Below are 12,279 nucleotides of genomic sequence, written 5' to 3' on the forward strand. Positions count from 1 at the left end.
TTATTATTGCGATTATGCAAATATATGTATGAACCAACAATGAAGAATAACGTATAAGCGTTGATATTGCCTATCAAATAAGGAAGTAGTGATAGCGTTTCATAATAATGTCATACTTGTTTGTGACAATTTTACGATTTATCAAAAGGCGATTGCCACTATGTTAATTGCGATTTTTAGACAGTTCTTTTTGCTTGGCTGCATGAGCTTTGGCGGCCCTGCCGCGCATTTAGGTTACTTTAAGCACCACTTTGTTGATTCGCTTCGCTGGTTAAGTACAGCGCGTTACGCGCAGCTAATTAGCTTAAGTCAAGCTCTACCAGGCCCTGGGTCAAGTCAGGTTAGCTTTGCTATTGGCGTAGAACGTGCGGGTGTACTCGGTGGTATCGCTGCGTTTATAGGCTTTACCCTGCCTTCTTTTTTGATTATGACTCTGCTTGCTATTAGTGCTCACCAATTTAACGCCGTTTATTTCGCAGTTATTACTGGGTTAAAACTATTTGCCGTGGTTATTGTTGCTGATGCGACCCTTAGTATGTCGAAAAGCTTTTGCACCAGTGCGGTACTTAAACTTCTGGCAATAATGAGTTCTTTAGCACTGATTTTATTTCCTATGTTGGGCACTCAAATCGCCATTTTAGTAACCGCTGCCATTATCGGTGCTTTATGGCCTTTACTTAACTTAGCTAAATCTACAGAAAATGTTAGCAGAGAAAAAAACAACATCAATTGGATTGCTCTTGTCTTATTTGCACTACTACTTGCCATCAGCTTTATCCCACTTGGCGAAAACGCTGCGTTATTCGCGCCTTTTTACCAAGCAGGTGCCATGGTATTTGGTGGTGGACACGTTGTATTACCTGTTTTGCAAGCGGGAGTTCCAACGCTGAGTAATGATCAATTCTTAACTGCGTACGCCAGTGCCCAAGCCGTTCCTGGCCCAATGTTTACTATCGCCACCTACTTGGGGGCACAATTGAACTCTGCACAACCATTAGTGGGTGCGCTAATCGCAACATTATTGATATTTTTACCCGGTTTTTTACTGATGTTGGCATTTCAAAAAAGCTGGATAAACTTGGCCAGTAACCCTCGCTTTGCCAGCTCAATTGCAGCGCTTAATGCTGCTGTAGTTGGTTTTTTGGCTGCTGCATTATATTCACCCATTTGGACTTCAGCCGTAAGCAATGTTTGGCATATTGCATTAGTGATTGCTGCATTTGCATGGCTACGTATGAAAAAGCCACCTATTTGGTGGCTATTATTATTGTTTATTGGTGTTGGCCTTGGACAGCATTATTGGGCACTTTAATGCTGGGTTTACCTGCCATATTCGCCCCGTCAGCTGGGCTTAATTGCCCACTGACACTTTGATAAGCGCGCAGCCCAAACACAGGTAATACGGCCAGTAAATGGTCCATAATTTCAGCTTGTAAGTGCTCGTACGATATCCAACGTTTGTCTTCACTAAAGCAGTAAAACTCAATCGGTAGGCCATGGTTAAGCGGTTGTAGTTCACGCACCATAAGTGTGAGCGAGGTATTGATTTTACTGTGTTGTTTTAAGTAACCCTCTGCATAGCGACGAAATAGCCCTAAGTTCGACACCGGATCGGGAAGTGTGCCTAGTCGAATATATTCTTGCAGTGGTATAGCCGCTTCTATTTGCGCTTTAAAATCGTCATCAACTAAAAAGATGCTGTTCATATCAATGTTTAAAGAACGTTTAATACGTCGCCCACCAGATTCTTGCATACCGCGCCAATTTTTAAACGAACCGGCCACCAGCATATAAGTGGGTATAGTCGTTATGGTATTGTCCCAATTACGTACTTTTACGGTATTAAGTCCTAAATCAATTACTTCGCCATCGGCGCCGTAGTTATCGACTTGGATCCAGTCCCCATAGGTCACTAAACGATTAGCGGCAATTTGAATGCTGGCGACAAAACCTAATATGGTGTCTTTAAATACCAATAACGTTACTGCCGCTATGGCACCAAAACCAGAGAGAATATAAGTCGGCGATTTTTCAAGCACAATACTAACAATTAATATTGAACACACAATAAAGGTGATTAGCTTCACTACTTGAATTAGCCCTTGAATAGGCACTTCGCGGGCAAAGTCTAGTTGGTTATAAATAGCGCCAGCAATGCTTACTATGCTGCTAATAATAAAACCTATATAAATAATTAATAATGCTTGGCCAATGGTTTTAAGGATCTCTTGAGCAATTGCATTAACCGGATAAACACTATCAAATGTGGCTAAAAAAAGTACACAACATAACAAGCAAGCAATTCGTTTATTCAGCTTAGTTAACATAGGTGTCAATGAACCAATACGCTCAGGAGAGAGTTTAGTCACCACCTTTTGAATACCCGGTAACATTAAGCGACGAGTAAATAAGTAAACAAATAATAATGAAAGAATGCCAATTGATGAGGCGGTGATGGCACTGAGAAAAAAAGCATCGGGGACTTTTTCAAACCAAGGAGTAATTAGCTCCTGTAGGTGTGTTTTGCTCATGGTATTTCAATTTCCTTACTGGGTGTTAATTCAGTACTAGCTTGCTGAATATGAATAGCGCTTAATTGCTTATCTTTTACTGTCCATAAGTTATTTAAGTATTGCTGAAATTGGGCCCTGAATGCCTTATCGGTTTGGTAACTGCCAATCATCTGTGTATTTATTGGCATAACCTCAATAGTAATATGAATAGACTCCAACTCGCCTTTTAAAATATTACGACACACATGATCTGACTGACCGCTATACACTAAACTGGTGTTAAGCATAGCGTCAAACTGCTCGTTTAAAACCTCTAAGGCAAAAGCAGTTCCACCAGCCTTAGGCTTTAATAAATGCTGAAAAGGGCTTTGTTGATGCAGGTGCTTTTGCGCAGTAAAACGCGTACCTTCTACAAAGTTAACTATGGTTGTAGGATGATGACGAAAGTTACGGCAACTGCGCTTAGTACGCTCGACATCTAAGCCTTTTAAATTCGGATTTTTAGCCAATTGCGCTTTGGTCACTCGTTTCATAAAGGGCATACCCATCGCCCACGCACCAGTGCCAATAAATGGCACGTATTTAAGCTCATCTTTTAAAAAAAACTTAGGGGCTGGTAATGCATTTAACGAGCTTAATACCGCAATATCAAGCCAGCTAATATGATTACTGATTAGCAAATACCAACTGTTGGCATTCACCTCCCCACTAATATTAACTTTAATATCATTACAGCCTAGCCACAGCCCTAAGCGGTTACCTTTGCACCACCCTTTATACGCACTGTGTAATAATTTACTCACTACAGGTATGGGCAGCACTAATTTAACTAACCCTAGGGTAAGCACTAATGCGCCAAATATTATTAAATTAGCAAATAAAACACAGCCAACAATTAAGCCATTTAACCAATTAGGTAACCATTTTTTTAGCATAACTGTCAGCTCATTTTGTTATTTTTGTTTGAGATTAACCAACGTCTGGTTTTTTTCTTCCCACACGCGATTTAATTCACTTTGAAAGCGTACTCTAAAGTCAGGATCATTAGTGTAATCACCAATTAAGTCGTCACTAACGCCTTTTACTTCAACCTGTACATCAATGTGTTTTACTTTACCGGCTGCAAAATCCATAAAGGTAGGAATGCCCTCAGGGTAATGAATAGTGACATTTACCACTTTAGAAATTTGCTCACCCATGGCTTGCATTACAAACGCCACACCACCCGCTTTCGGTTTAAGTAAGTGAGTAAACGGGCTATTTTGACGCGCATGCTTTTGCGCTGTAAACCGCGTCCCTTCAACAAAGTTAACCACACTGACTGGCATTTCTTTAAATTTTTCACAGGCTTTACGAGTGGTTTCTAAATCTTTACCACGCAACTTGGGGTTCTTTTTTAATTGGCTTTTACTAGTGCGGGTCATAAAAGGAAAGTCGAGTGCCCACCAACACAAACCTAAAACAGGCACGTAAATTAACTCTTTTTTCAAAAAGAAGTTTAAAAAAGGTATTTTTCGGTTAAACACCCGCTGTAACACTAAAATATCCACCCAGCTTTGGTGGTTAGCAATGACTAAGTACCAATCTTTTAATTTAAGCTCTTCAAGGCCAATAACATTAAGTTTTGTTGGCGTTAATAACGTTTGATTTAACGTGTTGAAGGTCACCCAAATAGAGGCACATTGCTTGGCCGTCCAGCTCATTAATTTTTGAAGTCCCTTAATTGGGATTAACTTAACGATGCCACAAATAAAAATAGGCACAAACCAAAAAAGAGTGTTTATTGTATAAAAGAAAATACTAAATACACTGCGAATAACTGACATTACTTCTATTCCTTTAAATATCGCGCAGCCACTAGGACCACGCTTAACTATGCAACTAAATTAATCTTCAAAATAGGTGTAGCCCTCAAGCCCTGCATTGAGCTCGGCTAGATACCCTTCTTTACAGTGTTCTGATACATCAAGTTTATTAATTTGAGTGGCAAAGTTATCAGCTAATAACTCGCTATCATAATCAACAAATTTTAATACATCCTTAACGCTGTCACCTTTAATGGCATTGGTTAATACATATCCTTGCTCATTAAGCTCAACATGGACTGAGTCGGTATCACCAAATAGGTTATGTAAGTCACCTAAAATCTCTTGGTATGCCCCCACCATAAACATGGCAATATGATACTGCTGACCTTGTGTATATTCAGGGATAGGTAAACTAGTTTCAATACCTGCACCTTCAACGTACTCACGTATTTGCCCGTCAGAATCACAAGTAATGTCTTGGATAATCGCGCGCTGAGTAAGCGGCTGCGTTAGGTTTTCGATGGGCATAACCGGAAATAACTGCTGAATACCCCATACATCAGGTAATGACTGAAACAATGAAAAATTCACAAACAGTTTATCGGCTAGTTTTTCGTTTAAATCATCCAGCACTTCGCGGTGAGCTCTTGCATTAGAGCTTAATGAAGCACGAACACGATGTAAAATAGTAAAGTAAAGCTGCTCTATTTTCGCCCACTCTAGCATGCTCACTAAACCATGCACGTATTGATCGTGTGCTTCGCTAAATAAGTGCATGGCATCATGATATATTTCAAGTGCCATACGTGGGTTCAAACGTTGTAAGCATTGCCACATTTCATCTAGCACTAATGCGCTGTTTTCCAATGGCGGTTTTGGGTTTAAATGATTCGGTGCTTTTTCTACATCAATGACATCGGTGATCAACACTGCATGATGAGCCGTTAATGCACGGCCAGATTCTGTAATAATCGCAGGATGCGTTAAGTTATGCTGATCGCACACATCGGCAAATGCATTCACTACATTACGTGCGTATTCTTCGACTGTGTAGTTCATTGAGCAGGCACTACGCGAGCCTGAGCCTTCATAGTCAACGCCAAGCCCGCCACCCACATCAACCGTATTTAGCGGTACACCGTATTGAGTTAATTCAGCAAAATGGCGAGCACATTCGCGCAAGGCACGATGAATATCACGAATATTGGCGATTTGAGAACCAATATGAAAATGCACCATTTGCATTAAATGCAACTTGTTATGTTGCTTAAGTACTTCCACTGCACTAAGTACTTGCCCTGCGGTTAAACCAAACTTACCTTTTTCACCACCGGTATTTTGCCATTTACCTTTACCAACCGAATTTAAGCGAATGCGAATACCAATAGCAGGCTCAATACCTAAATTATCAATTTCTTCAAGCAATGTGGTTAGCTCAGAGAGTTTTTCGACCACAATTTTAACGTTGTGCCCCATTGCTTGACCAATACAGGCTAAACGTAAAAACTCACTGTCTTTGTAGCCGTTGCATACAATTGTAATAGGCTCTTTCGCCACCCCTAAAATGGCCATTAGTTCAGGCTTAGAACCGGCTTCAAGCCCCACTAAGCCACTTGGGTGAGCTAATAACTTACTCACAACAGAGCGCTGCTGGTTTACTTTAATAGGATAAACACAGGTGTATTTGCCGTTATATTCTCGGTTAGTGCGCGCTTGAGTAAAGGCATTGGTGAGCGTATCGACACGATTTTTTAAAATATCAGTAAAGCGCACCAGTACGGGCAATGTTAACCCTTGTTGCTTAAATTGCTCAGTAAGCTGACTTAAAGAAATGGCAGGTTTTGTTTGGTCGCCATCAGGATAGGCTATCAACTCACCTTGTGCGTTAATATCAAAATAACCATCGCTCCAATGAGCAACATTGTATGTAGCACGTGCTGTTTCTAAACCCCAAGTCATGGCAACTCTTCTTTATTAAATTAGGTGTAAAGGGGCATTTTAATACGTCACTATCTGCTAAGCTAACAAAAATTGAACTTTCCCCTCTTTATAGCTAACTTTATTCGCTAAAGAGAGTAAAATTTGATTGAGCAATAGGCCAAGCACTGGCAGAATTGCCTCCTTTTTTTCATACTCAACCAAAAGTGTAACAACAACTATGGCAAATTTAGATCAAAGTAAGTGGTTTACTGAAATTAGCGACCGCGATGGCAGCGCATTTTCATTACGTATTAACAAAAAGTTAGATGAAAAACAGTCTCCTTTTCAAAAAGTAGAAATGTTTGAAACCACAGACTTTGGTAATTTAATGATCATTGATGGTTGTACTATGGTAAGCAGCCGTGAAAACTTTTTTTACCACGAAATGATCAGCCACCCAGCATTACTGGCGCATCCAAACCCAAAAAACATAGTTATTATTGGTGGCGGCGATTGCGGTACATTACGTGAAGTGCTCAAGCACCCAAGTGTAGAAACTGTTACACAAATCGATATTGACGAAGTGGTTACCCAAATGTCGTTAAAGTACTTCCCTGAGTTATGTGAATCAAATAACGACCCACGTGCTACTGTGATGTTTGACGATGGCATTAAATACATGCGCGAAGCAGCTGGTGAGTCTATTGATGTAGTGATTGTTGATGGTACTGATCCGGTAGGCCCAGGTGAAGGTTTATTTAACCATGCGTTTTATACTAGCTGTTTAAACGCACTTCGCCCTGGTGGAATACTGGTACAACAAAGTGAATCGCCATTAATGCATATGCCACTGTTGGTTGAAATGCGCGAAGCTATGCTAAATGTTGGTTTTAACGATTTACAAACACTCCCATTCCCACAACCTATTTACCCAAGTGGGTTATGGTCAGTGACGCTAGCTCGTAAATCTGAGGTATTTAATGGCTTTAGAGAAGACGGCGCAGCAATAATTGCACAGCATAGTGAATACTACAATGGCGGCATTCATCACGGTGCACTCGCAACACCTAATTACATGAAACGCGCTTTTGATAAAAAATAATAAGTTATAAATACAAAACAGGGCTCGCTAGAGCCCTTTTTTATGTGTTTAATTACATTGAATACGTTTGCAGTCATCTCGTAATAACCCCACCTTCACTTTATGCTCATAGTCTACAATTTGACATAAAGGACACACAATGAGATTACCTTTACTGCTAGTTGCTTTACTTTCAAGCAGCGCTTTTGCAAAAGAAGCCATGCTGGAATCGCCTGATCAAAGAATTAAAATCATCATATCTGATCAATCTTCATCTCCTTACTATTCTATTAGCTTTAATGGTAAACCTGTTATTGCGCAGTCACATTTAGGTTTTAGATTTAAAAGCCAAGCGCCATTTGATGAAGGTTTTGTTATTAGTGAAGTAACCCACTCACAGACAGATAGCCAATGGCAACAGCCTTGGGGTGAGCGCCAAACCGTTGTCGACAAGCACAATGAAATTGCCGTTACCTTTAATAAACCCGCCCCCCACGGTGGCACATACACAGTGCGATTTAAAGCCTTTGATAGCGGTGTGGGATTTCGCTATGAAGTCCCTAAACAAGCCGATTTTGAAAAAACAGAAATTACTAAAGAGCTGACCGAGTTTGCCATCGCCGGTGCCGATAAAGCCACCGCATGGTGGATACCTGCTCGCGGTTGGAATCGTTACGAATATGTCTACAACACCACAGCCTTACAAGATGCTGCACTCGCTCACACCCCTTTTACCTTTAAAAATGGTAACGGTGTACATGTCAGCATTCATGAAGCAGCCCTAGTCGATTATGCGGGCATGGTGCTTAATCAACGTCGCCCAGGCACTTTTAGCGCCGATTTAACGCCATGGTCAGATGGTATAGCAGTCAAAAAGCACGGTGCATTTAATACGCCTTGGCGCACCATTCAAATTGGCGAACATGCGGTAGACTTAGTTAATTCAGATATTATTTTAAATCTAAATGAGCCAAATAAGCTCGGTGATGTGTCCTGGGTTAAACCAGGCAAATACGTAGGTATTTGGTGGGGCATGCACATCAATGAGAATACTTGGGGTAGTGGCGAAAAACACGGTGCTACCACAAAAAATACTAAATACTACATGGACTTTGCCGCAAAATACGGCTTTGATGGTGTATTAGTGGAAGGTTGGAACACCGGTTGGGATGGCGACTGGTTTTTTAATGGCGATGTATTTAGTTTTACCCAACCATATGATGACTTTGATATTGAGGAGCTTACCCGCTACGGTAAGCAAAAAGGGGTGCAGTTAATTGGCCACCATGAAACCTCAGGTAACGTAACAAATTATCGTAATCAAATGGAAGACGCTTTTGCGCTTTACGAGCAATCAAATGTAAGCCAAATTAAAACCGGTTATGTGGCCGATGGTGGCAATATTAAACGCATTGATGAAAATGGCATTGCCCGTTTTGAGTGGCATGACGGCCAATTTATGGTTAATGAGTACTTATACAACGTTAAGCTAGCTGCAAAACATAAAATAAGTATTAATACTCATGAGCCAATAAAAGACACCGGCCTTCGCCGTACTTACCCTAATTGGATTGCTCGTGAAGGTGCTCGCGGCCAAGAATTTAACGCATGGGGCACGCCACCCAATCCACCTGAGCACATTCCAATGCTTGCTTTTACGCGTATGCTTGCAGGCCCAATGGACTTTACGCCAGGTATTTTTGACATGAGTTTTAATGGCTTAGGTGGCGATACAAATCGCCCGCAAACAACGCTGGCAAAGCAATTAGCACTTTATGTCGTAATGTACAGCCCAATTCAAATGGCGGCTGATTTACCTAAAAATTATTTAGCTAAGCCCGATGCTTTTCAATTTATTCAAGACGTACCGACCGATTGGCAACAAAGTATTGCGCTTGATGGGGAAGTAGGCGACTTTATTGTATTTGCACGTAAAGAACGTAAACGCGATCAGTACACCGGTAATGACTGGTACTTAGGCGCTGTAACTGATGAAAACGCCCGCACCATTGAGGTTAAACTCGACTTCTTAGATAAAGATAAACAGTTTGAAGCGCAAATCTACAAAGATGGTGTTAAGGCAGAGTGGAAGAACAACCCTTACGATTTAAAAATAGAAAAACGCACTGTTACCGCAAATGATAAACTCACACTAAAATTAGCCACCAGTGGTGGTACAGCCATTCGTTTTAAAGCACTATAAAATGGTTAAAGCTATCCGCATATAACGGCGGATAGCTTTATTTAGTTTTGATTAACCACTTTAACCGGTAAATATATTTGCGCACTTAAACCACCTTCAGGGCGATTAGAGAGCACAACCTTGCCATTATGCATGTCTATAATGCGTTTAATAATAGCTAAGCCTAAACCACTGCCTTCACTGCCTCGTGCAGCGTCACCTTGCTTGAATGGTTCGAACACTGATTCTAATTCACTCTCAGGAATACCTGGGCCATTATCGTTAACCGCAATAATGACGTACTTTTTATTGCTATTAAAATAACTTTGCACCTCAATATCCCCTTGCGAGTAACGCAGTGCATTTTCAATCATATTCGTCACTACTCGCTTAATAGCCACTGAGCTTATGGGAATATTACCTAGGTTAGGATTGCTTTCAAACGTAATAACACGTTGATGCTTTAATTCACTTTGTACGACTTCGGCTACTAACGCATTGATATCTTCATAGCTTTGTTCTTCACATTGATGATGGCGTAAATATTCAATAAACTGATCGATAATACCATTCATATCTTCAATATCGTAAATAATACCTTCGCGTAAATAATCATCTTCATCAACCATCATTTCTGTGGCTAACCTAATACGGGTAAGCGGTGTGCGTAAGTCGTGAGAGACACCGGCCATGAGTAATCGACGATCATTTTCAAGGGCTGCAATACCTCGCGACATTTGGTTAAAAGCCCGCGTTACCTCAATAACTTCACTTGAGCCTTGTTCTTGTAACTTAGTACTAAAATCACCAACACCTACTTTTATTGCCGCTTGTTGCAGTGCTTTTAATGGTCGGTTCAAATGCCTTGCAAATAACCACCCGCCTAATACACTTAAGAAGCCTATACTGGATAAGTAAAAAGTTAGAAATTCAAGATTACTTTCTTTAAATCCGGTTAAGGGAACTTTAACCCAATAGCCCGGTGCTTGCGGGGCTTCCACCCAATAAATAAGTGGTTCGGTTTGACTAATGCGTACCCGAGAAAACCCATTCAACTGCTCTGACATACTTCGCGATAGCCCTGAATACTCACGACTTTGTCCTAAGCCATTGCGCATCGCTTCACGCTGAGTCATCACCTCAATACCGGTTATTTCAAAAAACTTTTCTGAAACTTCATCGGTTACTTCAACACCATCTTCCCAGTCAATAAATACAGTTTTAATTTGCTTAGCAAGCATCAAATTAACTTGCTCAATGGTGGGTTTAACAACATATAAACTTACTGTGACGTAGGATACAATTTGGTTAATCAGCAACAAAGCTGCCACTAAAAAAACAGTTTGCCCAAACGCACTACGTGGAAACATCCCCATAATTATTACTTTTCACCATCAGGAACAAACACATAACCTAATCCCCATACAGTTTGAATATAACGCGGGTTAGCCGCATCCACTTCTATCATATGGCGAAGGCGTGACACTTGCACATCAATACTACGCTCTAGCGCACTGTAATCACGACCTCTTGCCAAGTTCATTAATTTATCACGACTTAACGGCTCTCGAGGGTGAGATACCAACGCTTTTAATACGGCAAATTCACCACTTGTGAGCGATACGGTATTATCCCCTTCGCTCATTTCTCGTGTGGCTAAATTTAAGGTAAATTTACCAAACTTGATTAAATTCTCTTCTACTGAGGGCGCCCCTGGCACTTCTTTTGATTGACGACGTAAAATTGCTTTTATGCGGGCAAGTAACTCACGTGGATTAAACGGTTTAGGAATATAATCGTCAGCACCGAGCTCCAAACCAATAATGCGGTCTACTTCATCACCTTTAGCGGTCAACATCACAATTGGGATTTGGTTTTCTTTTTGACGTAACCGTCTGCAAATAGAGAGCCCGTCTTCTCCGGGCAGCATTAAATCAAGCACCATTAAGTGAAAGTTTTCACGCTCAATAAGCCTATCCATTTGCTGTGAATCGGCGGCTGTTCTAACAATAAATCCTTGCTCTACTAAATAGCGCTCAAGCAAACTGCGCAAACGTTTATCGTCATCAACCACTAATACTTTTACTGTCTCTTGTCCCATAATCTGTTGCTTATTTTTATAATTTATTAATAGTTAATATAAATGAAAAACTTAATAATAAAAAACTAATTAAGTGCTTAGATTGTTACTGAACATTTCAAACCCATTGGTGGCTATTTTATCTCGACAAGCTGCCTTTATTTTAATACCGTGCCACACATGAAACTTAAACAAGAATACGGCGTGAAAACAAACTTAATTACTCGCGAAGGTTATTTACAACTTCAGCAAGAACATGACCATCTTTGGAATGTAAAACGCCCAGAAGTCACTAAAATTGTGAGTTGGGCTGCAAGCCTTGGTGATCGCTCTGAAAATGCAGACAAGGTGTTATAACCCCACAAAGAATACTATTTTCACTTTTAACAAATAAAAACAATTACTTATATTTAGTACGCATACTATAAACCATACTAAATTACCGATACAGAAAGTAATATAACTTTATACTGTTCCTTGCTATTGGTATTTATTATGCTACTCCATGATTCAAGAGATAAAGTTTCATGTTCCAGACTGGTGTGAGCGAGAAGCAGACGGTCGAGTAAACTCGTTTTTGGACATAAACGTGTTAGAGACTAAGGACGGCTCTGTGCCCAGACTGTGTGAAAACTCTGATCACCTTTTGGTCTAAGTATGTTCTGCTTATGATCTATTAATCTATACATTTAGTT

The 12,279-nt window shown here is 40.5% G+C and carries 9 protein-coding genes and 1 pseudogene; 4 read left to right on the plus strand and 6 right to left on the minus strand.

Annotated features, from left to right (window positions below):
• Positions 1–160: 160 nt before the first annotated feature.
• Positions 161–1,312, plus strand: a complete 1,152-nt coding sequence (gene chrA, locus MTN96_RS31435) for a chromate efflux transporter (protein ID WP_069438586.1) — start codon at positions 161–163, stop codon at positions 1,310–1,312.
• Here chrA and MTN96_RS31440 read toward each other — a convergent pair.
• Genes MTN96_RS31440 through speA form a run of 4 tightly spaced genes read right to left on the minus strand, consistent with a single transcriptional unit; the run spans position 1,272 to position 6,280 of the window.
• Positions 1,272–2,531 carry a mechanosensitive ion channel family protein gene (locus MTN96_RS31440; RefSeq protein ID WP_036980491.1) on the minus strand — a complete coding sequence of 420 codons (1,260 nt, stop codon included), beginning with the start codon at positions 2,529–2,531 and terminating at the stop codon, positions 1,272–1,274. The genes chrA and MTN96_RS31440 overlap by 41 nt on opposite strands.
• A complete protein-coding gene (locus MTN96_RS31445) occupies positions 2,528–3,448 on the minus strand; it encodes an acetyltransferase (protein ID WP_036980492.1) in 921 nt (306 codons plus the stop codon). The genes MTN96_RS31440 and MTN96_RS31445 overlap by 4 nt, the downstream gene beginning before the upstream one ends.
• 18 nt (positions 3,449–3,466) lie before the next feature.
• Positions 3,467–4,339, minus strand: a complete 873-nt coding sequence (locus MTN96_RS31450) for an acyltransferase (protein ID WP_069438585.1) — start codon at positions 4,337–4,339, stop codon at positions 3,467–3,469.
• Positions 4,340–4,399: 60 nt separating this feature from the next.
• Positions 4,400–6,280: a biosynthetic arginine decarboxylase gene (gene speA, locus MTN96_RS31455; RefSeq protein ID WP_036980494.1), complete on the minus strand. Its 1,881-nt coding sequence runs from the start codon at positions 6,278–6,280 to the stop codon at positions 4,400–4,402.
• Between the two features lie 199 nt (positions 6,281–6,479).
• Here speA and speE point away from each other — a divergent pair, with 199 nt between their 5' ends.
• Both speE and MTN96_RS31465 read left to right on the plus strand, forming a co-directional pair.
• Positions 6,480–7,343 carry a polyamine aminopropyltransferase gene (speE, locus tag MTN96_RS31460; protein WP_069438584.1) on the plus strand — a complete coding sequence of 288 codons (864 nt, stop codon included), beginning with the start codon at positions 6,480–6,482 and terminating at the stop codon, positions 7,341–7,343.
• 139 nt (positions 7,344–7,482) lie between these two features.
• Positions 7,483–9,525 (plus strand): glycoside hydrolase family 97 protein, encoded by a 2,043-nt coding sequence (locus tag MTN96_RS31465; RefSeq protein WP_069438583.1) that lies wholly within the window; start codon positions 7,483–7,485, stop codon positions 9,523–9,525.
• A gap of 41 nt (positions 9,526–9,566) precedes the next feature.
• Here MTN96_RS31465 and envZ read toward each other — a convergent pair whose 3' ends face one another.
• Both envZ and ompR read right to left on the minus strand, forming a co-directional pair.
• Entirely contained in the window at positions 9,567–10,880 is a 1,314-nt protein-coding gene (envZ, locus tag MTN96_RS31470; RefSeq protein ID WP_069438582.1) for a two-component system sensor histidine kinase EnvZ, read from the minus strand.
• Between the two features lie 5 nt (positions 10,881–10,885).
• Positions 10,886–11,605: a two-component system response regulator OmpR gene (gene ompR, locus MTN96_RS31475; RefSeq protein WP_036980498.1), complete on the minus strand. Its 720-nt coding sequence runs from the start codon at positions 11,603–11,605 to the stop codon at positions 10,886–10,888.
• A gap of 183 nt (positions 11,606–11,788) precedes the next feature.
• Here ompR and MTN96_RS31480 point away from each other — a divergent pair.
• Positions 11,789–11,929 (plus strand): annotated as a pseudogene (locus MTN96_RS31480) (transcription elongation factor GreB); the annotation flags it as partial.
• Positions 11,930–12,279 lie beyond the last annotated feature (350 nt).

The sequence above is a fragment of the Pseudoalteromonas sp. 2CM28B genome, from assembly GCF_023161935.1.